General features: G+C 72.7%; 23 protein-coding genes and 1 pseudogene. 19 read left to right on the top strand and 5 right to left on the bottom strand.

The genetic code is table 11. The annotated features are described in order from the left end of the window. Window positions 1-185: 185 nt before the first annotated feature. From OG432_RS15275 to OG432_RS15245, 7 genes and pseudogenes are all read left to right on the top strand, one after another. Window positions 186-989 (top strand): annotated as a pseudogene (locus OG432_RS15275) (alpha/beta hydrolase); the annotation flags it as partial. A gap of 21 nt (window positions 990-1,010) precedes the next feature. Next, a complete protein-coding gene (locus OG432_RS15270) occupies window positions 1,011-1,292 on the top strand; it encodes a MoaD/ThiS family protein (protein WP_328315117.1) in 282 nt (93 codons plus the stop codon). 10 nt (window positions 1,293-1,302) lie between these two features. Then, window positions 1,303-2,754, top strand: coding sequence for a hypothetical protein (locus OG432_RS15265; RefSeq protein WP_328311488.1), 1,452 nt, complete (start codon window positions 1,303-1,305; stop codon window positions 2,752-2,754). Window positions 2,755-2,859: 105 nt separating this feature from the next. Further along, entirely contained in the window at window positions 2,860-3,609 is a 750-nt protein-coding gene (locus tag OG432_RS15260) for an LmeA family phospholipid-binding protein (RefSeq protein ID WP_328311487.1), read from the top strand. A gap of 886 nt (window positions 3,610-4,495) precedes the next feature. After that, window positions 4,496-5,341, top strand: coding sequence for a sulfurtransferase (locus OG432_RS15255; RefSeq protein ID WP_328311486.1), 846 nt, complete (start codon window positions 4,496-4,498; stop codon window positions 5,339-5,341). 57 nt (window positions 5,342-5,398) lie between these two features. Beyond that, window positions 5,399-5,686 carry a DUF1416 domain-containing protein gene (locus tag OG432_RS15250; RefSeq protein ID WP_328311485.1) on the top strand — a complete coding sequence of 96 codons (288 nt, stop codon included), beginning with the start codon at window positions 5,399-5,401 and terminating at the stop codon, window positions 5,684-5,686. A 172-nt stretch (window positions 5,687-5,858) separates the two neighbouring features. Next, window positions 5,859-6,119, top strand: coding sequence for a DUF3099 domain-containing protein (locus OG432_RS15245; protein WP_328311484.1), 261 nt, complete (start codon window positions 5,859-5,861; stop codon window positions 6,117-6,119). Between the two features lie 47 nt (window positions 6,120-6,166). On the opposite strand, the gene OG432_RS15240 is transcribed toward OG432_RS15245, so the two are convergent. Next, on the bottom strand, window positions 6,167-6,532 hold the full coding sequence (locus OG432_RS15240) for a DsrE family protein (RefSeq protein WP_328311483.1): 366 nt from the start codon (window positions 6,530-6,532) through the stop codon (window positions 6,167-6,169). A gap of 142 nt (window positions 6,533-6,674) precedes the next feature. On the opposite strand from OG432_RS15240, the gene OG432_RS15235 reads away from it, so the two are divergent. From OG432_RS15235 to ygfZ, 6 genes are all read left to right on the top strand, one after another. Continuing rightward, window positions 6,675-7,565 (top strand): hypothetical protein, encoded by an 891-nt coding sequence (locus tag OG432_RS15235; protein WP_328311482.1) that lies wholly within the window; start codon window positions 6,675-6,677, stop codon window positions 7,563-7,565. Then, window positions 7,562-8,440: a hypothetical protein gene (locus tag OG432_RS15230; protein ID WP_328311481.1), complete on the top strand. Its 879-nt coding sequence runs from the start codon at window positions 7,562-7,564 to the stop codon at window positions 8,438-8,440. Before OG432_RS15235 ends, OG432_RS15230 begins: the two co-directional genes overlap by 4 nt. Then, a complete protein-coding gene (locus OG432_RS15225) occupies window positions 8,437-9,399 on the top strand; it encodes a hypothetical protein (protein ID WP_328311480.1) in 963 nt (320 codons plus the stop codon). Before OG432_RS15230 ends, OG432_RS15225 begins: the two co-directional genes overlap by 4 nt. Window positions 9,400-9,666: 267 nt before the next feature. Further along, window positions 9,667-10,239: an FABP family protein gene (locus OG432_RS15220; RefSeq protein ID WP_100577809.1), complete on the top strand. Its 573-nt coding sequence runs from the start codon at window positions 9,667-9,669 to the stop codon at window positions 10,237-10,239. Between the two features lie 16 nt (window positions 10,240-10,255). Beyond that, complete coding sequence (locus OG432_RS15215; RefSeq protein WP_328311479.1) at window positions 10,256-10,693, top strand: Fur family transcriptional regulator; 438 nt, start codon at window positions 10,256-10,258, stop codon at window positions 10,691-10,693. Between the two features lie 10 nt (window positions 10,694-10,703). After that, the gene (gene ygfZ, locus OG432_RS15210; protein ID WP_328311478.1) at window positions 10,704-11,669 is read left to right on the top strand and encodes a CAF17-like 4Fe-4S cluster assembly/insertion protein YgfZ; all 966 of its coding nucleotides are present in this window, start codon (window positions 10,704-10,706) and stop codon (window positions 11,667-11,669) included. 3 nt (window positions 11,670-11,672) lie between these two features. On the opposite strand, the gene dtd is transcribed toward ygfZ, so the two are convergent. Next, complete coding sequence (gene dtd / locus OG432_RS15205) at window positions 11,673-12,098, bottom strand: D-aminoacyl-tRNA deacylase (protein ID WP_328311477.1); 426 nt, start codon at window positions 12,096-12,098, stop codon at window positions 11,673-11,675. A gap of 170 nt (window positions 12,099-12,268) precedes the next feature. Here dtd and OG432_RS15200 point away from each other — a divergent pair, with 170 nt between their 5' ends. The 5 genes from OG432_RS15200 (at window position 12,269) to OG432_RS15180 (ending at window position 16,034) form a co-directional block, all read left to right on the top strand. After that, window positions 12,269-12,862, top strand: a complete 594-nt coding sequence (locus tag OG432_RS15200; RefSeq protein ID WP_328311476.1) for an RsiG family protein — start codon at window positions 12,269-12,271, stop codon at window positions 12,860-12,862. Window positions 12,863-12,921: 59 nt separating this feature from the next. Beyond that, the gene (locus OG432_RS15195) at window positions 12,922-13,887 is read left to right on the top strand and encodes an asparaginase (RefSeq protein WP_328311475.1); all 966 of its coding nucleotides are present in this window, start codon (window positions 12,922-12,924) and stop codon (window positions 13,885-13,887) included. Between the two features lie 24 nt (window positions 13,888-13,911). After that, entirely contained in the window at window positions 13,912-15,171 is a 1,260-nt protein-coding gene (locus tag OG432_RS15190; RefSeq protein ID WP_328311474.1) for a GNAT family N-acetyltransferase, read from the top strand. 177 nt (window positions 15,172-15,348) lie between these two features. Then, complete coding sequence (locus OG432_RS15185; protein ID WP_328311473.1) at window positions 15,349-15,495, top strand: hypothetical protein; 147 nt, start codon at window positions 15,349-15,351, stop codon at window positions 15,493-15,495. Next, the gene (locus tag OG432_RS15180) at window positions 15,492-16,034 is read left to right on the top strand and encodes a DUF4328 domain-containing protein (protein ID WP_328311472.1); all 543 of its coding nucleotides are present in this window, start codon (window positions 15,492-15,494) and stop codon (window positions 16,032-16,034) included. The genes OG432_RS15185 and OG432_RS15180 overlap by 4 nt, the downstream gene beginning before the upstream one ends. A gap of 60 nt (window positions 16,035-16,094) precedes the next feature. Here the strand turns inward: OG432_RS15180 and OG432_RS15175 are convergent, their stop codons facing one another. The 3 genes from OG432_RS15175 to OG432_RS15165 form a co-directional block, all read right to left on the bottom strand. Beyond that, window positions 16,095-16,745, bottom strand: coding sequence for a hypothetical protein (locus OG432_RS15175; protein WP_328311471.1), 651 nt, complete (start codon window positions 16,743-16,745; stop codon window positions 16,095-16,097). A 46-nt stretch (window positions 16,746-16,791) separates the two neighbouring features. Further along, window positions 16,792-18,018 (bottom strand): lipase, encoded by a 1,227-nt coding sequence (locus OG432_RS15170; protein ID WP_328311470.1) that lies wholly within the window; start codon window positions 18,016-18,018, stop codon window positions 16,792-16,794. Window positions 18,019-18,258: 240 nt separating this feature from the next. Beyond that, entirely contained in the window at window positions 18,259-19,788 is a 1,530-nt protein-coding gene (locus OG432_RS15165) for an FAD-dependent monooxygenase (protein ID WP_328311469.1), read from the bottom strand. A 161-nt stretch (window positions 19,789-19,949) separates the two neighbouring features. On the opposite strand from OG432_RS15165, the gene OG432_RS15160 reads away from it, so the two are divergent. After that, a complete protein-coding gene (locus OG432_RS15160; RefSeq protein WP_328311468.1) occupies window positions 19,950-20,915 on the top strand; it encodes an Lrp/AsnC family transcriptional regulator in 966 nt (321 codons plus the stop codon). Window positions 20,916-20,941 lie beyond the last annotated feature (26 nt).

The following is a 20,941-nucleotide window of genomic DNA, read 5'->3' as shown; positions in this document are numbered from 1 at the left end:
CTGTTCCTCCTGCTCGGTGAGAGCTCGGGGGTGGTGCGGCACTGCTTCGTACGGTCGGTCCTGCCGGGCCTGGCCCGCCGGCCCGTTTGTGAGCGTTTGTTCACCCGTCCGTAACAACGACGGGGAAACACAAAAGGACCCGGGGGCTGCGTTGCCCGGATCCTCTGCCCAGGAGAATAGCCCACATGAATGCCGGAGCAGAGGGCCGATTTCACACTTCAGCTGTTTCCTCGATCACTCCCGGCCCCCGGCGCGCCACCCTGCGTACCTCCGACGGTGTCCGGATCGAGGCGGTTTACGAGCCCTGCGCGAAGGGGCCGGGCGACACGGCGATCGTGGTCGCGCACGGCTTCACCGGAGCGGCCGGCCGGCCCGCCGTACGCAGGGCGGCGGGGGTCTTCGCCCAGTACGCGGCCGTGATCACCTTCTCCTTCCGCGGGCACGGCGGATCCGGCGGCCGCTCCACCGTCGGCGACCGCGAGGTGCTCGACCTCGCGGCGGCCGTCGAGTGGGCGAGATCACTCGGGTACGAACGAGTGGTGACCGTGGGCTTCTCGATGGGCGGGTCGGTGGTGCTGCGGCATGCCGCGACCCACCGGGGGAGCGACCGGGGGCGCACGGAAGCAGTGGCGGCGGTCAGCGCGCCCGCCCGCTGGTACTACCGGGGCACGCCCGCGATGCGCCGGGTGCACTGGCTGGTGACCCGGCGGGCCGGACGCCTCGTCGGCCGGATCGGCTTCGCCACCCGCATCCACACCGAGGACTGGGACCCGGTGCCGCTCTCGCCCGTCGAGGCCGTCCCGCTGATCGCGCCGACGCCGCTGCTCATCGTGCACGGCGACCGCGACCCGTACTTCCCCGTGGACCATCCGCGCATGCTGGCGGCGGCCGGACCTGCGCAGTTGTGGCTGGAAGAGGGCATGGGCCACGCCGAGAACGCGGCCGCCGACGAGCTCCTGCGGCGGATCGGCGACTGGCTGACCGCCGCGCGGCCCGCCGCGTGGCCCATCATGGAGGGCGACGAAAGGAGCCTCACCATGGCAGCGGGAACCATCCGCTTCTGGGCCGCGGCCAAGTCCGCCGCGGGCGTCGCCGAGGAACCGTACGCCGCCCGGACGCTGGCCGAGGCCCTCGACGCGGTGCGCGAACGGCACCCCGGAGAGCTCACGCGCGTACTCCAGCGGTGTTCCTTCCTGGTCGACGGTGACCCCGTCGGGAAGCGGAAGCATGAGACCGTACGCCTTGCCGAGGGCGGCACGGTCGAGGTGCTCCCGCCGTTCGCAGGAGGGTGACCCCCACGTCATGAGCGAGCAGTACCCGTACCACCATCAGCAGCAGCAGCCCCAGTACGACCAGTACGGGCAGCCCGTGCCGCCGCGGCCCGAGCCGCAGCCACCGTTCCCGTACGAGCCGTACCAGGACCAGCAGCAGTACACGCAGACCTGGGAGGGCCAGACCTGGGACACCCAGTACCAGCCCACCGTCCCGCCCGCCCAGCAGCCGCCGGAGCCCGCCCCCTACCGGCCGCGCCACGCGCAGCCGTGGGAGGAGAGTGCGCCGGAGACGGCGTATCCGCCGCGGCAGGCGGGCCTGGGGGCCGGTGTCGAGGAGACGGCCTACCTGCCACCGCAGGGCGGCGCGTACGCCGGGATGCCGGCAGGCGCCGTGCGGGACGGGGTGTCGCAGTACGGCGTGCCGGGCGGTGCCGCCGAGGACGGTGCGCCGGGGTACGGCGTGCGGAGCGGTCACGCTGATGACGGCGTGCCGGGGTACGGCGTGCCGGGTGGTTCCGGCCACGAGGCGCCGTCGCACGGCACGGGCACGACGTCCGTGCCGCTGCCACCCGAGGCGCCGATGGCGCCGGCGCCGGCCGCGGCTCCGTCGTACGAGCCCGCAGCGGCCCCGGCCCCGGCTTCCGGGCCGCAGGCGCAGGCTTCCGCCGGGGGCGCGGCCGCGGGCCCCGCGTACAGCCCGCCCACCACGGTCGGCAACGCGCGGATCACCGATGCCCAGCGGGCCCGCGCGGAGGGACGCTCCCCGGTCATCGCGCCCGGCATGCGGCCCGCGGCGCTGACCGCCGTCCTGGGCCTGCTCCTCGCGGTGGCGGCGCCGGTCGGGCCGTACGCCCTGGTGGTCCCCCTGATCGCGCTCCAGGCCGTGACGGCCGCGGGCTGGTTCCGGCTGAACGGCATGTGGCCGGCCCGGCAGGGCATCGCGCTCGCGTTCGCCGGCGGTCTCGTCGCCGACGTGGCGCTGCTCGCGCTCGGCCGGGAGGACGGCCCCGCCGCGATCCTCGGCACGCTCGGCGTCTGGGTGCTGCTCACCCTCGTGTTGCAGCTCCGCTCGCACGCCGACCCCGACGAGCGGATGTACGGCCTGATGGCGACCGTCGCCTCCGCGGCGCTCGCGATCCTGGCCGGCGGCGCTCTCGCGGCGCCGCCGCACGCGGTCTCGGTCGGCGCCGCGGCCGTGGCCGTCGCCGTACTGGCACGGGCCCTGCCCCTGCCGGCGCCGGCCTCCGTGGCGGTCGCGCTGCTCGCGGCGGCGGGCGCGGGCATCGCGGTCGGCGGCCTGACGGGCATCGGCGCACCCGGCGCGCTGCTCGGCCTCGCGGCCGGTGCGTGCGCGCTGATCGGGCTGCGGGTCGCCTCGTACGACTATCCGTCCCGGTTCGTGCACATGACGGCGGGTGTGGCCCTGCCGCTCACCGCGGCGGTTCCTGTGCTGTATCTCATCGGGCGCGCCGTGGCGTAGGGAACCGGAGCTAGGCTCACGTTCGTCGTTCGATGAAGATCGAAGGACCGAGTGGCGGCCGAGTGGCTGCCGAATGGCGGCCGACTGGTGGGGGACACGTAGGCAATGCGGGCACTGCGAATACTTCTGATCGTCGCGATCGTCCTCGGCGGAATTTTCGTCGCCGTGGACCGCATCGCGGTGAACATCGCCGAGTCGAAGGCGGCCGACAAGATCCAGAGCAGCCAGCGGCTCGGGTCGGCGCCGGACGTCGACATCAAGGGCTTCCCGTTCCTGACGCAGGTCCTCGCGAAGGAGCTGGACGAGGTCGACGTCTCGCTGTCCGGTGTCACCGCGACGGCGGGCGGCCACTCGGTCAACGTCACCGAGGTGACGGCCGAGCTGTACGCGGTACGGATCGACAGCAGCTTCTCGTCGGTGGTGGCGGGGCGGGCCGACGGCGCGGCGAACATCTCGTACGCGGACCTGTCGAAGGCCGCGCCGAAGGGGGCGACGGTGGGGTACGCCGGGGCCGAGCGCGCGGCGAAGGGCCAGGTCAAGGTGTCGGGCCCGCTCACCGACCTCCTGGAGGGGCAGGGCGTGACGCTGCCGGCCTCCATCAAGTCGCTGATCCAGGGGCAGAAGGTGTCGGCGTACAGCACGGTCGCGCTGAACGGGTCGGGGGCGGTGCAGCTGCGCGCGGAGTCCTTGCCGAAGCTGCCGGTGCCGGGGTTCGACCAGCGGCTCCGTAAGGCGGTCGACTACGACCTGAAGATCGAGGGGATGCCGTCGAGCATCAAGCTGGACAAGGTGACGGCGTCGGAGGCGGGGCTGCGCTTCTCGGGCAAGGGCACGGAAGTCCATCTGGCGGGCTGACCCCCACCACCCCGCTCCCCGCGACCGGCCCCGGGCTCCCCGAACCCGCTTCCACCTGCGCACTTCCCCGCGCCCCGTGGAACCCCGCCTTCGTCCGCGGGCCGGTGGACGGCTTGGCCGCGCAGTTCCCCGCGCCCCTGAACCCCGCTTTCGGGTGCGGGCCGTGCTCGCTTGCTCGCGCAGTTCCCCGCGCCCCTTGAAGGGCCGGTTTTCGGGTGCGGGCCGTGCCCGCTTCTCGCGCAGTTCCCCGCGCCCCTTAACCACTCGGTGCCGGCCCGCATGGACATCCTCAGCCCGTCCGGCGTTTGAGGACGAGCGCCCTTCAGGCGCGAACGGGGTCTGGGGCGGAGCCCCGGGGGCCGAGCCTCTCAATTCGCCGCACGGGCGGGAGGGTGGGAAAACGCGTCGGGGTCTGGGGCGGAGCCCCAGGGAGGCGCACCCTCGGGTAGCCGCACGGGCGGGTGAGGGAGGCCCCGCGTGGGCCCTTGACCGGATGGTGAGACGGTGGGGTCCGCAGGGCAGATGCGGGAGCCCCGGGGCGTGGCCCCGAGGGGACGGACCCCGGCCGGAAGGGCAGACTCGTATCAACATGTGGATGATCGAGTCTCATCATGTGACACACCGGTGACACACCCCGCACGCGTCCCTACGATCGGACGCATGAAGCGACAGGCGGACCTCACGAAGCGGCGGGCAGTAGACCTGTGCCGCGTCGCCGCCATGCTCTGTCGCCCCTTCTGAGCGGGACGCTCAACTCCCGCGTTTCCCGGGCCACTTGGCTGCCCGAAGGCCGCCCAGCCCCACCCCGTGCCGCATGCGCGAGCCGCAGCCGCGTACCCGCACACCCGCATCGCCGCCCCCGCACACTGCCCCGGAGGAGAACAACATGAGCCGCAGCGACGTCCTGGTAGACGCCGACTGGGTCGAGGCCCACATCGACGACCCGAAGGTCGCCATCGTCGAGGTCGACGAGGACACCTCGGCGTACGAGAAGAACCACATCAAGAACGCGATCAGGATCGACTGGACCAAGGACCTCCAGGACCCGGTCCGCCGCGACTTCGTCGACCAGGAGGGCTTCGAGAAGCTCCTCTCCGCCAAGGGCATCGGCAACGACACCACCGTCGTCCTGTACGGCGGCAACAACAACTGGTTCGCCTCGTACGCCTTCTGGTACTTCAAGCTCTACGGCCACCAGGACGTGAAGCTCCTCGACGGCGGCCGCAAGAAGTGGGAGCTCGACTCCCGCGACCTCGTGGACGGCGACCAGGTGCCGAGCCGCCCGGCGACCCAGTACAAGGCCAAGCCGCAGGACGCCTCGATCCGCGCCTTCCGCGACGACGTCGTGAACGCGATCGGCAACAAGAACCTCGTCGACGTGCGCTCGCCCGACGAGTTCTCCGGCAAGCTGCTCGCCCCGGCCCACCTCCCGCAGGAGCAGTCGCAGCGTCCGGGCCACGTCCCGTCCGCCCGCAACATCCCGTGGTCGAAGAACGCCAACGACGACGGCACCTTCAAGTCGGACGACGAGCTCAAGGCCCTGTACGAGGACGAGCAGGTCGACCTGGCGAAGGACACCATCGCGTACTGCCGCATCGGTGAGCGTTCGGCCCTGACCTGGTTCGTGCTGCACGAGCTGCTCGGCCAGGAGAACGTCAAGAACTACGACGGCTCGTGGACCGAGTACGGCTCGCTCGTCGGCGTGCCGATCGAGCTCGGCGCCAACAAGTAACCAGGGCTCCCAGCCCCCCCGCACAGCCCCCAGACCGTAGACCGTAAGGAAGAACCCATGTGTGGAGCGAAGGCCGGCGGCCCCGACGCCTCGACGATCAAGCCCGGTGAGACCACGATCCAGGGCCAGGTGACCCGAGACGGCGAGCCCGTCACCGGTTACGTGCGCCTGCTCGACTCGACCGGCGAGTTCACCGCCGAGGTCCCGACCTCGGCCACCGGACAGTTCCGCTTCTACGCGGCCGAGGGCACGTGGACCCTGCGCGCCCTGGTGCCGGGCGGCAGCGCGGACCGTACGGTCGTCGCCCAGACCGGCGGCCTCGCCGAGGTCGCCATCGCCGTCTGACCGACGGCACCACCCTCGCACCACCGCACCACCGCAGTACCGGCCGAAGGGCCGCACCCCGGGGTTGGACGCCTTGGAGATGGGGTGCGGCCCTTCGCGCCGTACCGGGCCCGTGTCGTACGGGCCCGGCTTCGCCGTATCGGGTCCGGCCCCGCCGTCGTACGCTGGATTCATGTTGGCCCGGCGTCGGCGCGGCTATTTCTGGATGATGGGCGGCTGCATTCTGCTCTTCGTGTCCGCCTGGGGCTTCGTGCGCCTGTGGTCGGTCCCGGCGGCGGTGGCGATGTGTGTGGTCGCCATGGTCATCCCGCCGATCGCCGCGATGGTCGCCAACCGGCGCGGCCCCGAGGACCGCTGGTGGGACGACCCGTCGGGCGACCCCAAGTCGGACGAGTGGTGGGACGAGCTGGACGGCAAGAAGCGCCGGCCGTAGTCCCCGGTCCGCAGCCCGGCTCCGTACACGCGCTCAACGCAAAGGTCTCAGTACACGAGCGCCTGTACGCCGTCCGCCATGATCTCCTGCACGAAGACCTGCGCCCCCGCGATGCGTACGCCTTCCAGGACGTCCTGCTCGGTGATGTCGCGGCGGGTCGCGCACTGCGTGCACAGGGTGATCCGTCCCCCCGCCTGAACCGACTCGATGAGATCGGGCAGCGGCGCGGCATGCGGCAGGGCGAACTCGGCGGCCCGGCCCGGCAGGGCGAACCAGGACGCCTCACCGGTCAGCCACAGCGACACCTCCACCCCGCTGGCGACGGCCACCGCCGCCACGGTGAAGGCCTGCGAGCACCGCTCCGGCGCGTCGGCCCCGGCGGTCACCTTGATCACGAGCTTCTGCTTCGGCATATGCCGAACTGTAATCCGCCGCGCCGCAACCTCCCCGCGCGGCAGTGAGTCTGCTGTGTGCCGCGCATGGCGGCGGCTGTGCCGCAAATCCGGGCAAGCCGAGTCGAACGACTCACGACGAGTCAAGTCTTGTGGGGGAGAAGTGAGTTCAACCGAAGGGCAGTCCGGCACGTCCGGGCCCGCCCTCGAAGGGCCGCCCGAGTCGGGTACGCCCGAGCATGGCCCGTCCGTGCCGGGTACGCCCGTGCCGGGGCCATCAGACCCGGCGGCAGTCGAAGGTGACGTCACCGGCCCCGCCGCCCAGGCCCCCGGGCGCCGCCCCCCGGGCCGCGTCGTCCGGCTGATCGCGGCGGCGGCCGTGCTCGGCGTGGTGGCCGGAACGGTCACCGGGTACGTCGTGCAGTACCAGCGGCAGCCCACCCCGCTGGCGCCCCTCGCGCGGCAGGATCTGGCGGAGTCGCGGACCACACCGGCGGGCAAGAACACGACGGCCCGCACCGTCTCCGCCAATCGCTGGGACGAGAAGTCGGACGGCGACCTGCGCCGCCTCCTCGTGCCGAAGCCGGACGCCGCGAAGTCCGAGGAGAAGCCCCGCTGGGAGGACCTGGTGGGTATGGCGGCCCTCTTCGAGCACCCCGATGCGGGGTTCACGGGCACCCTGCGCGACGGGTTCCGGCGCCGCGCGAGGACGTCCTGGTCCCTGGACGGCCATGCGTACGTCACCGTCGTGCTCACCCAGTTCCACGACGACGACGCAGTCCCGTCCAAGCGGTACGTCCAGGAGCAGCAGGATTACCTGCCGGACAAGAAGTACGCCGGCAATCCGGGGAAGCCGATCCCGGGCAACACCGAGGGGCGTACGTACGTATTCGACAAGCCGAACACCGAGCCCGGCTACAAGCCGATGTACGAGGGCGTGGCCTACGCCTGGCGCGACGGGATCGTCATGGAGATCGAGTACGACGACTTCTCCGGAGCCGTCCCGGAGTCCGCCCTGCAGGCCCTGGCCAAGCAGCAGTTGGAGCGCCTGTGAAGAACGAAGAAGACGCCCGGACCGCCGAGGTCCGGGCCCCGTCCCCCGAGGCTCCGGTCGCCGGCACCCCCGGCACCCCCGACACCCCCGGCACCCCCGGCACCCCCGGCACCCCCGGCACCCCCGGCACCGCGGACCCGGCGGCTTCCCCTCGTCGCGGGCACCGGCTCGTTCCGCTGGTCTCGGGGGCCGTCGCGCTCCTGCTCGTGGCCGGTGGTGCCGTCTGGGCGCTGGACGAGCTGGGCGACGCGGACCGTACTGCTCCGACGGTCATCCTGGCGAAGCCCACCACGCCGACGAAGGCGCCGGAGCCCAGGCCCGGCGACACCCCCCTGCCGGGGCTCGGCGGCAAGCAGCTGCCGGTGCCGTTGAAGTACGTACCCGGCCCGGACATCGAGGAGTTCGGCAATGACGCGGTCCTCGGCGCCCAGCAGGCCGTCGCGCTCATGAAGCAGGGCGGCCGCGGGCTGTCGGCCGACGAGCGGAAGGAAAGCGACAAAGCCGTCGACCGGCTGAAGGTCAAGGGCATCGCCCTGCGCAGCTACAGCGACGGCAAGGCCGTCACCGAGATGCGGCTCTCCCAGATGGAGAACACGCAGGCGATCAAGAGCCTGCATGACGTCCAGGGCCAGCTCGCGCACGCCCTCAAGGAACTCCGCGCGGGACCGAAGATCGACGGGCATCCCAATGCCGCGTGCTATCTGCTGCCCAAGCGCGACAAGGTGCCGCTCGACGCGATGGTCTGCACCGCCTACGAGGGGGACATCATGGTCAGCGCGTACACCTACGGGGCCGCCCCGCTGGACACCGGCGCGGCCGCCGGGCTGCTGCGCGAGCAGCTCGATTACGTCAAGTCCCCCGGGGAGTCCGTGTGAGTGACCTGACCGAGCGGAGCGAGACCACGGCCCCGCCGAGCCCCGCCGAGCCGAGCGCCACCGAGCCGAGCGCCACCGAGCCGAGCCCCACCGAGCCGAGCCCCGCCGAGCGGCCTTCCGTCGAGCTGCCCGCCGAGCCCCCGTCCGCCGAGCCGAGCCCCGCCGAGCCGAGCCCCGCCGGCCCCCCGCCCAAGGACCGCCGCGTGCTGCGGGCCGTCCTGCGCTGGACCGCCGCCGTCGTCGTGTTCGGGGTGCTGGGGAGCGGCGTCGCGTACGGCATCACGACGCGCGAGCGCACCGACGTGCCCGGTCTCGCGACCAAGGACGACGGCCGCTGGGACTATCCGACGCTGACCAGGCCCGCGCTGCCCGCCGGGGCGCCGCTGCCGTTCGCCTCCGACAACCACGGCGAGATTCACTACGCCGACCTGGAGCAGCTCCTCCTGCCCGCGCCGGCCGGCAGTACGCCCGATCCGACGCTCAAGGGGGACAAGAGCCGGATCTCCGTCGACCGGTTCCTCCAGGAGTTCGCCGGCGACAGCAGCCTGTCCACCGTGCGCCAGGACCTTGCCGAGGGCGGCCTCCGACAGATCGCCGCCCGCGGCTGGACCATGCCGGACGGCACCGCCACCCGTATCTACCTGGTGCGCTTCCACACCGCCGCCTACCGGGACGCCTTCACCAACGCGGACTTCGCCAACGCAGGCGTCGCGCCGCGGCTGCTGAAGGACGTCGAGGGAGAGTCCTCGATCGACGACGGCTACCTGTCCGACGAGGACATCCCGGACGTGCGCCACGACGTGTACGTGGAGGCGGCACCGTCCGGCCCCGTCCAGGTCCGTCACGCCTACCTGGAGGCGGGCGACATCGTCGCGCTGGTCGTCCAGTCGAGGAAGGGCTCCGCCGCCGCGGTCCCGTTCCACCAGACCACGGTCCTCCAGGAGCAGCTCCTGGACTGATCCGCCCCGGCACCCGGCCGTGCCACCGGCGGCGTACCTCACAGAGAGGGCCCGGCCCCCACCCATTAGGCTGGGGGCCGGCCCTGACCGCCCCTACACCCGCTCATGCGAGGAGCCCCCCGTGCTTGAGGCTGTTTTCTCCACCCTCCTTGTCCTGGTCTGCGTCGGCGTCCTCGCCTTCGCCGGGCTGACCGTGAAGAAGCTGTACCAGGGCCAGCGCTAAGCCCCGACGCTCACCTCGACCGCAACGAAGAGATCGCAGCCCTCATGATCGAGATTCCGTCCGACCTCCACCCCGACCTGGTTCCCCTGGTCTTCCTCCTCGGTACGTGGGAAGGCGCGGGCGTCACCGATTTCCCGGGCGCCGAGAAGGCGAACTTCGGGCAGTCCGTGACCTTCTCCCACGACGGCCGTGACTTCCTGGAGTACGTCTCGCACTCCTGGATCCTGGACGCCGAGGGCAACAAGGTGAAGCCGCTGGAGTCCGAGTCGGGCTACTGGCGCATCGACAAGGACCGCAAGGTCGAGGTCGTCATGGTCCGCGACCAGGGCATCGTCGAGATCTGGTACGGCGAGCTCGCCCACCAGAAGCCGCAGATCGACCTCGTGACGGACGCCGTGGCGCGCACCGCCGCCTCCGGCCCGTACACCGGTGGCAAGCGGCTCTACGGCTACGTCAAGAGCGACCTGATGTGGGTCGGCGAGAAGGCGACCCCCGAGGTCGAGCTCCGTCCCTACATGTCGGCGCACCTCAAGAAGGTCGTCACGCCGGAAGAGGTCGCGGACATGGCCCGCGGACTCGGTGATCTTCCGGACGACGGGATCGCCTTCTTCAAGTAGGTCTTACGCTGGGAGCGTGGTGACCACCGACTGGCAGAGCGACCTCCGCAGGCGCGGCTACCGCCTGACGCCCCAGCGACAGCTCGTCCTGGAGGCCGTGGACGCACTGGAACACGCGACGCCCGACGACATCCTCACCCAGGTGCGGAAGACGGCGGGCGGCGTGAACATCTCCACCGTGTACCGGACCCTGGAGCTCCTGGAGGAGCTGGGTCTGGTCTCGCACGCCCATCTGGGCCACGGCGCCCCCACCTACCACCTGGCCGACCGGTACCACCACATCCACCTGGTGTGCCGGGACTGCACCGAGGTGATCGAGGCCGACGTGTCCGCGGCCGCCGACTTCACCGCGAAGCTCAGGGACACCTTCGGCTTCGAGACGGACATGAAGCACTTCGCGATCTTCGGACGCTGTGCGCAGTGCGCGAAGAAGGCTTCGGACGCCGAGTCGTAGGCTTGCCTGCATGAAGAGCCCTCTGCTGTCCCAGGCCGGCGCCGTTCCCGCCGAAGGGCGCGACGAAGGTGTCGCGGCGCACTACGGCGACCTGTTCCGTGAGCAGCGCGCCCTCGCCGGCGGCACCGGTCTCGTCGACCTCTCGCACCGCGGGGTCCTCACCGTCACCGGCGACGACCGGCTGAGCTGGCTGCACCTGCTCCTCACCCAGCACGTGAGCGACCTGCCCGCGGGGCAGGCCACCGAGGCGCTGGTCCTGTCCGCGAACGGACACGTCGAGCACGCCCTGTATCTGGTGGACGACGGCGCCACGGTGTGGATCCACGTCGAGCCCGACACCCAGGGTGAGCTGATCGCGTACCTGGAGTCCATGAAGTTCTTCTACCGGGTCGAAGTGGCCGACCGCACCGAGGAGTTCGCGGTCGTGCACCTGCCGGCCGGCTCCATCGCCGAGGTGCCGGACGGGGTGGCCGTGCGCGAGACGGCGTACGGCCGCGATCTGTTCCTGCCGCGCGCCGACCTGGAGAAGTACGCGGCGCAGGCAGGCCCGCTCGTCGGGATCCTGGCGTACGAGGCGCTGCGGGTCGAGGCGCACCGGCCGCGGCTCGGCTTCGAGACCGACCACCGCACGATTCCGCACGAGGTGGGCTGGATCGGCTCGGCCGTCCACCTCCAGAAGGGCTGCTACCGGGGTCAGGAGACGGTCGCGCGCGTCCACAACCTGGGGAAGCCGCCGCGCCGCCTGGTCTTTCTGCACCTGGACGGCAGCGAGGTGCTGCTGCCCGGTTCCGGTACGCCGGTGCGGCTCGCGGCGGACGGCGCCGAGGGGCGTCAGCTCGGCTTCATCACCACATCGGCCCGCCATCACGAGCTGGGTCCGATCGCGCTCGCCCTGGTGAAGCGCAACGTGCCGGTCGACGCGGAGCTGCTGGCGGGGAACACGGCGGCGGCCCAGGAGGTCGTGGTCGAGCCGTAGGGCTCAGACGTCGACGACGATCGTGAACGGGCCGTGGTTGGTGAGGGACACCCGCATGTCCGCGCCGAAGCGGCCCGTCTCCACCCGGGCGCCCAGCGCACGGAGTTGGGCCACGACCTCGTCGACCAGGGGTTCCGCGACCCCGCCCGGGGCGGCCGCGTTCCACGTGGGGCGGCGGCCCTTGCGGGCGTCCCCGTAGAGGGTGAACTGCGAAATCACCAGCAAGGGTGCATTCACGTCGGAGCAGGACTTCTCGCCCTCAAGGATGCGAACCGACCACAGCTTGCGGGCGAGCTGCGCCGCCTTGTCCTCGGTGTCCCCGTGGGTGACTCCGACCAGGACGCAGAGGCCCTCGCCCGTGATCTCCCCGACCGTTTCGCCCGCCACGACGACCTTCGCGCCGTCGACCCTCTGCACCACCGCTCGCATGCGCCCCAACCTATGCCACGGGCGCGTCCGGATTCCGAGCGGCTGAACGGGTGCAGTGCACCTGCACGTGCCGTACCCGGAGTGGCACGATGCGTACAGGCGGTGCTTCCCCCACGCCCCTTCGGGCCCGGGGGAGAACCCATGCACCGGTCGAGGGGACGGAAAGACGCATGAACGCATCAGGCGCCGGGCGCTCGCCCGGTCCCGTATCGCTGACCCGGACCAGCCCGCGTCCCGCCGTACGACCCGCCACGCAGTGGGCCGGCGGCGCCCTGCCGCCCCAGCGCGACCACGACCTGGCCGCGCTCCGGCTCGCCGAGCTGCGCGTGCTGCGCCGGGACGCCCAGCGCGACGAGGCCGACCTCAGCTACGTGCGCCGGCTCCTGCACGGCCGGATCGACATCCTGCGGGCCGAGCTCGCCCGGCGCACCGGGCCGCAGGCGCCGGTGGTGGAGCGGCTCGCCGAGATCCTCACCGACGCGCCGTCCTCGCACCGGGCATCGGCCCGCCACGTCACGCTCTCCGCGCCGCGCAGCGAGGAGTACCGCGTCCTCGCCGCCGAGATGGACGCCGAGATCGAGCTCTCCGACCTCGCCGCCCGTACGGACGAAGAGCTGCACACCGCGACCGGGCGCCTGATCCGCTACGAGCAGCAGGTCTCGCGGCGCCGGCAGCAGCTCCAGCGGACCGCCGACGATTGCAGCGCGGAGATCGCCCGCAGGTACCGTGATGGGGAAGCACAAGTAGACGATTTGCTCATCTGACCCGTCCGCGCGGAAGCGATCCCTCCGGGGCGGGTCACCCGTCCGGAAGGCCGCACCCCATGACCGCCGTGTCCTCGACGTCCCCGATACCCCCGGTCCTCGCCGAAGTCGTCCGTTCCGGATTCGTCGAGGGCCATCACAGGGGCTCGCTGGTGGTGCTCGCGGCCGACGGCAGCGTCGAGTTCGCGCTGGGCGACCCGGCGGCACCCGTCTTCCCCCGCTCGTCCAACAAGCCGATGCAGGCCGCCGCCGTGCTGCGGGCCGGGCTCGATCTGTCCGGTGAGCGCCTGGCCATCGCGGCGGCGAGCCACTCCGGCGAGGGCTTCCACCTCGATCTCGTCCGCAAGATGCTCGCCGAGCACGGGCTGACCCCGGACGACCTCCAGACGCCGCCCGACCTGCCGCTGGACACCACGGAGGCCGAGACGTACCTGGCCGCCGGCCACGTCCGCGAGCGGCTCACCATGAACTGCTCGGGCAAGCACGCCGCGATGCTCGCGGCCTGCAAGCAGAACGGCTGGGGCCTCGCCGGCTACCTCGACCCGGCGCACCCGCTCCAGCGCCTGGTCCACGAGAGCGTCGAGGCCGCGGCCGGCGAGCCGGTCGCCTCGGTCGGCACCGACGGGTGCGGGGCGCCGCTGATGGCGATCAGCCTCACCGGCCTCGCCCGCGCCTTCCGCACCTTCGCGACGGCGCAGCCGGACTCCGTCGAGGGCCGGGTCGCCGCGGCGATGCGCTCCCACCCCGAGTACGTGGCCGGCACGCGGCGGCCCGACACCTGGCTGATGCGCGAGGTGCCGGGGACGCTGTCGAAGATGGGCGCCGAGGCCGTGCAGGCCGTCGCCCTCGCGGACGGCCGCGCGCTCGCCTTCAAGGTCGACGACGGTGCGATCCGCGCGCTCGGCCCGATCCTGGCGCGTGCGCTGCGCCTGATGGGCGTGGACGCTCCGGTGGTGGACCGGATCGGCCGGGCGCCGCTGCTCGGCGGGGCCGCGGAGGTCGGCGAAATTCGGGCGACATTCTGAGCCGGTCCGCTTAGCGTGGCCGCCATGAGCGCCCCGGCCACGCCCGACATCGAGGTCCGTACCGTCACCGAAGCCGAGTTCGCCGACTGGCTCAAGGCGGTCCAGGTGGGTTTCCTGCGGCCGCCGGTGGTGAGCGAGCAGTACACGCGTGACCTGCGGGCCAACAGCGACCTCGACCGGGTGCAGGCCGGCTTCGACGGCGGCCGGTGCGTGGCCACGTTCCGGTCCTTCGCGCAGGAGCTGACGGTGCCCGGCGGCTCCGCGCTGCCGGTGAGCGCGATCAGCGCCGTCACCGTCTCGCCCACCCACCGCAGGCGCGGCCTGCTGACCCGGATGATGGCGGCCGATCTCTCGGCGGCCAGGGAGCGCGGCGAGGTCGCGTCCACGCTGATCGCCGCCGAGTACCCGATCTACGGCCGGTACGGGTACGGCCCGGCGACCTGGCTCACCGAGTGGGAGATCGACACGGCTCGCACCGGGCTCGACCCCAACTGGTCGCGCCCGGCCGACGGCGGGCGCGTGGATCTGGTGGATCCGGCGGAGGCGGCGAAGCTCGGCCCCGAGGTGTTCGAACAGTTCCGGCCAACCCGGGCCGGTGCGATCAGCCGCGACCGGCGCTGGTGGGACCTGGCCACCGGTGCCTCCCGCCGTGACGGCCCCTGGACCGAGCCCTTCTTCGCGGTGTACCGCACGGCGGACGGCGACCCGGCCGGGATCGTCGCGTACACGGCCGACGAGCGGTGGAGCGACGCCAAGCTGCCCGAGAACGCGGCGACGGTGAAGGGCCTCATCGGTCTGACGCCCCAGGCCGACCGCGCGCTGTGGCACTACGTGTGCTCCATCGACTGGATCCGCACGGTGCGCACCGGCTACCGCGCCCCCGACGACCTGCTCCCGCAGTACTTCCCGAACCCGCGCGCGGCCAGGATCGTCACCCACGCCGACTTCCTGTGGCTGCGGCTGCTCGACGTCGTACGGGTTCTGGAGGCGCGCACGTACGCCGCCGAGGGCGCTCTCGTCCTGGAGGTCATCGACGACTCCGGCCCGGCGGCGGGCCGCTACCTCCTGGAGGCGAGCGGCACGGGCGCCCGGTGCACTCCCACCACCCGCAGCGCCGAACTGACCCTGAACGCAAAGGAGTTGGCCTCCCTCTACCTGGGCGACGAGTCGGTGGCACGGCTGCTGGCGCTCGGCCGGGTCACGGAGGAACGGTCGGGGGCGGCCGCCCGCGCGGACGCCCTCTTCCGGACGGAGGGCCGGCCGTGGTGCCCGGACATGTTCTGACCGCGGCCCCGGCCGCAGCCCTGACGGCAGCCCTGGCCGCATGCTCCGACCGCATGTCCTGCCGGGGGTTTCGCCCCGCCGAATCTCTTTGACGGGCCCGCGCGGGGAGGCTTTACTTCCCTCCGGTCCCGCGCCGTAGCGAGGGCTGTCGCTCAAGACCCGGGGGGGTTCTCGATCATGCAGTACCAGCCTGCCGCCATGCCGCCACCCACCACCGCCCTGCGCCCTGCGCAGGGCCTGGCCACCGCCGCCAGTGTGTTGCTGGCGGTTACGGCCGCCGTCTACGTCCTCGCCGTGTACGGGGATTCGTCCAGCACGGCGTGATCGGTGATCCGTGGTCGCACAGCCGAGCCGACGTCCGCCACGCCGACGCGCTCTACGCGAACGCCGGCAACCTCCAGACGCTCGCCCTGCTGGCCACGGCGGCCGTCTTCATCATCTGGTTCCACCGCGTCCGCACCAACGCCGACGTCCTGGCCGCCGACGTGTGCACGCGCGGCAGGGGCTGGACCATCGGCGGCTGGTTCATCCCGATCGCCAACCTGTGGATCCCGTACCAGGTCGCCGGCGAGATCTGGACGGCCAGCGCCCAGACCGCCCCGGACGGTTCGTGGCGCGCGGTCTCCCAGCGGCCGCTCACGGTCTGGTGGGGCGTGTGGATGACCAGCTTGCTGATCGGCCGGGCGGCCTGGGCCTTGAGCAGGAACGCCGACACCTTGGACGAGCTCCGGCGTGCGACCGACTTCATGATCTTCTCCGACGCGCTGGGCGCCGCGGCAGCCATCCTCGCGATCGTCTTCGTCCGGAGGCTGACCGCGATGCAGGACGTGAAGGCGGCTGAGGGTCCGTCCGCGTCGTCCTGACCGGGCCGGCCCCGGGTCAACCGGCTGCGGGTCAACTCCCTTGCACCGTAAGCGACGTGATCAGGCTCGCGTCAGCGGCCCCCGGACGTTCAGGTCCTCCGCGAGCTTGGTGACGAGGGCGGGCGCGAGGTCGGGGGCGTGGTCGCGGGTCCATGCGTGGGCGAGGGACAGGAACGCCGTGAGCTGTTCGCGTACGCCGCCGAGCAGCTCCGTCAACTCCGCAGGGCGCAGGGCGATGGGTGCGGGCGCCGGCGGGGTCGTGTCGGGCCACACCCGCACCAGATCGCCCAGCCGCTCGACGCGTGCGACGGTGTCGTGACCCAGCCAGACCTCCTGGTCCTGGCCGAGCCCGGACCAGTCGCGCCAGTTCTCCAGGCCGAAGCAGCACCCGGGGGCGATGGTGATGCCGGCGGCGGTGTCCGTGAGGGCGAGACCGCCAGGCGCCGTCACGACATCGACGCTCAGCAGGTGCCGCAGCGCGCGGACGGCGGCCCGCCCCCCATCGGCCTCGGCATCCGCCTCGGCGTCGGGTACGTCGTCGGCCTCGTCGTCGCAGTGGTACGCGGCAAGAACCGCCATCGCCGCCCCGACCTCCTCCGGCGACATCCGGCCGGAGAGCGGCAGGAGGCGGTCCGGGCGCGGCGCGGCGACGGGCCACAGCGTGAAGTCCCCGACGTCGTACGTCTCCAGGACGGCTTCCATGATCAGCACGCGTTCATTGTCCACCCGCCTTCGGGGCACGGGCCGCCGGGGCCGGTCAGGCTCCGCGCAGCTCGCTGAACCAGCGCACGATCGACGGTACGGACGCCACGTCGGAGCCCAGGTGCCGGGAGTCCTGGTAGTCGAGGGCGCCGACGTCGACGACCGGGACGCTCACGCCGTTCCCGGCCAGTGCGGCGCGGCAGCGGTCGGTATTGGCGGTGACCGCCTGTTCGTCGCCGCTCGCCTCGTAGAGCCGTACCGGGGCGCTCGGCGTCCAGTCCGTGCAGACGGCGTCGGTGGTGCGCAGCGCGTCGGCGAGGGCGCCCGCGGGGTGGGCGAGCAGCGCGCGGGCGTGGTCGGTCAGCAGCTCGTCCAGGGTGTCCGGGGTGCCGGCCATGACCTGTTCGCCGGTGTGGCCGCCGTCGAAGAGCGCCTCGACGGTGTCGGCGTACGGGGCGCGGAACACCTCGTCGGGGCGGTCGTAGAGGTGGTGCAGCCGGTTGAACGCGATCAGCGTGTACGCGGCGTACACCACACCGGACTTGGCGTCGAGCCGGCCGCCGAGCAGCGCGGGCAGCTCCGTGCCGCCGAAGTCGTACGCGCCGCTGACCGGGGCGAGCGCCGTGAGCCGGAACCAGTCGTCCTGCCCGGCCGTGAGGGCCCGGCCCAGGCCGAGGGCGGCCGATGCGCCCTGGGAGAACCCGGTGACCATGACGGAGCGGTCGAGCGTGTGGCCGGCGCGGGGCGCGAAGGCGCGGGCCGCGCGCAGCAGGTCGAGGGAGGCCGTCGTCTCGGACCCGATGTCCATCCACGGGTGCGGTCCCGGCCCCTCGCCCATGCCCAGATAGTCCGGGGCGACCGCGGCGGCGCCGGAAGCGGCGTGCGCGATCGCCGGTGCGGAGCCGAACCGGCCGCCGGGCATGGACGGCGCGTCGTTCCTGTCGACGGCGGTGCCGTGCGCGAAGGAGACCGTCTGGAGGCGTTCCGCGCGGGTGAGCGGCAGCACCAGCAGGCCGCTCGCCGTGGTCGGCACGCCGTGCGGGTCGACGGTCCGGTAGAGCAGCCGGTACGCGACCACGCCGTACCGCACCCCGTCCGACCCGAACCCGGCCGCGCCCAGTTCGGCGGTCACGGCCTCCGGCGTGGCCAGCGTGTACAGCTTCTCGGCGGAGACCAGGGCGCCCCGGCCGCGCTCGTTCTGCTGAGCCGGCGGGCGTGGGGCGGGCGCGGCGGTGGCGACGGCCGGGCCGAGTAACAGCAGGCCGCAGCAGACGGCTGCCACGTGGAGTCCCGTGCGGCGCCGGGGCCCGCGACGCCGTGTGGGCGAACTGGGCGATGGATGGGGGGAGTTGGGATCGTACATCTTCATGGAGTGCTTCCTCACGGAGGGCCGGGCGGACACCCGTAGCCTCACGGTCACCGGGCCCCTCGCGCACTGGTGCAGGCCCCCCGCGCCGCCCTGGTGATCACCCCACCGTCCACCGTCGCCCTCGGTGCCGGCGAGGGCCCTTCGGCCGTCGGCTCAGCGGGGGTCGCCGAACCAGTGGGCCAGTGCCGGTTCCGGGCGGGCGCCGCCCGCGCCCGCCCAGCACACGTACCCGTCCGGCCGGATGAGCATGGGCTCGGCGCCGGTGCCGGTGTCGCTGCCCGCCAGGCCGGCCTCGCCCACCCGGTCCACGCGGTCCGACCAGGGGACGACGGCCTGGGCGTACGTGCCGGCCGGGTCCAGGAGGAGGCCGCGTCCGGACCGCAGCAGTTCGTGCACCCGGCCGGACGCGCCGAGGTCCAGGTCCGGCGCGGGAAGGCCGACGAGCGGATGGAGTTCGCTGCCCGGCATCGGATAGCGGGTGGCCATCCCGGACATGAGACCGGCGAGATGGCGCCGCACGTCCGGCAGTCGGGCCAGGTCCGTGAAGATCTCCCGGGCGGCGAGGACGTCCGGTTCACGGGTCCCCGCCCAGTCCATGAGCAGGCTCTGGGCCCGTACGTTGCGCAGGACCGCGGCCCCGGCGGGATGCCGCTCCGCGTGGTAGGTGTCGAGCAGGCCGGCCGGGGCCCGGCCGCGCACCGCCGCGCCGAGCTTCCAGCCGAGGTTGAACGCGTCCTGGATCCCGGTGTTCATGCCCTGCGCACCGAGCGGGAGGTGGACATGGGCGGCGTCCCCCGCGAGGAACACCCGCCCGTGCCGGTACCGCTCGATCTGGCGCGAGGCGTTGGTGATGCGGCGGGCGTAGCGCAGTTCGAGCAGGTGGGTCTGCGTACCGAACACGGTGCGCAGGCCACGGCGTATGTCGTCCTCGGTGACCGGGGTCTCCCTCGGCAGCGACTGGCCCGGCCCGCCGAGGACCAGCCGGCGCAGCGGCCTGCCCTCGGGGTCGGTGCCGAGCGGGAACAGCGCCGCCCAGTGCCCGTCCTCGGTCCAGGTGTGGGAGGCGGACGGATCGGCGCCGCCGAGCCGCACATCGGCGGCGATGATCGTCAAGGTGCCGGGCTCACCGGGGAACGCGGCCCGCAGCAGCGACCGTACGGTGCTGTGGGCGCCGTCGGCGGCGACGAGGTACCGCGAGCGCACGGTGGTGCCGTCGGCGAACGTGGCGGTGACTCCGGCGTCGGTGACGGCGTTCGCGGTGACTCCGGCGTCGGTGACTCCGGCGTCGGGGACTCCGGCGTCGTCCTGGGTGAGGCCGACGAGGTCGTGGTTCCGTCGGATGTGCACGCCGCGCGCGGCCAGATGGCGCTCCAAGAGCTCCTCGATCACCACCTGCGGCACCGACCGCCAGGGCAGATGGTGTCGGCCGGGCTGGTCCGGGAGGGGGATGCCGGCGAAATGGCCCGTAGAGACGGGGTGATCGCCGGTGGCCAACAGCGGTTCCAGGAGCCCACGTTGGTCGAAGGCCTCCAGGGTGCGGGACTGCACGCCGCCCGCCTTGGACAGGTCGCTGCGCCGCGGCAGCCTGTCGACGAGGACGGTCGACGCCCCCGCGGTCAGGAGTTCGCCGGCCAGCGTCATTCCGGTGGGGCCTGCGCCGACGACGAGCACATCGGTGTCCATGGGTCCTCCTCCGTTCGGCGGGACCCGGGGCCGCGCGAGCCGGCCTGGATCCGTCGGGGTCCGTCCCGATCGGGACACGGGCAACGCTCGCCCCGGCCGCCCTCGGCAGCCAGCAACCAGCCCACTTTCAGCGGTACTTGACACGGACTAGCCTCGGCCCGGTGGAATCCGACTACGACGACCTCGACCGGCGGCTCGTGCACGCCCTCCAGATCGACGGCCGCGCCCCGTTCAGCACCATCGCCGAGGCACTCGGCGTGTCGGACCGCACCGTCGCCCGCCGTTACGCGCGGCTGCGCGCCACCGGTGCGGTACGGGTGCTCGGCGGTATCGCCCCGGTCGTGCTCGGCACCGTCCCGTGGCTGCTGCGCGTGCGATGCGCGCCCGCCGCGTCGCTCGCCGTCGCCGAGGCGCTGGCCCGGCGGCCCGACACGTCCTGGGTGAGCCTCAGTTCGGGCGGCACCGAACTCACCGCCGTGGTCAGGACCGAGAACGACGCGGACAGCGAGGCGCTGCTGCTGGCCAAGCTGCCCCGCACCCCGCGCGTGGAGGGCGTCACCGCGCACTGTGTGCTGCACGCCTTCTACGGCGGCCCCGACAGCCTGATCGGCAAGCTCGGCGCACTGGACGCGGACGCGATCGAGCGGCTGACCCCGCCCGCCCTGCCGCACCGGGAGGGACCGGTGCGGCTCAGCGACGGCGACCGCAGGCTGCTGGCCGTACTCGCCATCGACGGGCGGGCCGGGTTCGAGGAGCTGGCCGGGGCGACGGGCTGGTCGCCGACGACGGTCCGGCGCCGGATGCGGGAGCTGCGCGAACACGGCCTGCTCTACCTCGACATCGACGTCGACTGGCGCATGTTCGGCGTGACCACCCGCACCCTGCTCTGGCTCTCGGTCGCCCCTGCCCACCTGGAGGAGACCGGCCTGGCACTGGCGGAGCATCCGGAAGTCGCGTTCGCCGCCGCCACGACCGGCAGGAGCAACCTGTACGCGAGCGTGCTGTGCGCCGGGCAGCGGGAGCTGTACCGGTACCTGACCACGCGGGTCGCCGCGCTCCCGGCCATCACCCACCTCGAAACGGCGCCGGTGATCAAGACCCTCAAGCAGGCGGGCAACCGCGCCTAGTGCAGGGCGCCTAGTCAACCGCGCCT

The organism is Streptomyces sp. NBC_00442 (assembly GCF_036014195.1).
Classification (GTDB): Bacteria; Actinomycetota; Actinomycetes; order Streptomycetales; family Streptomycetaceae; genus Streptomyces.
The sequence above is the reverse complement of the archived record's forward strand: the minus strand, read 5'-3'. Positions and strand labels throughout refer to the sequence as shown.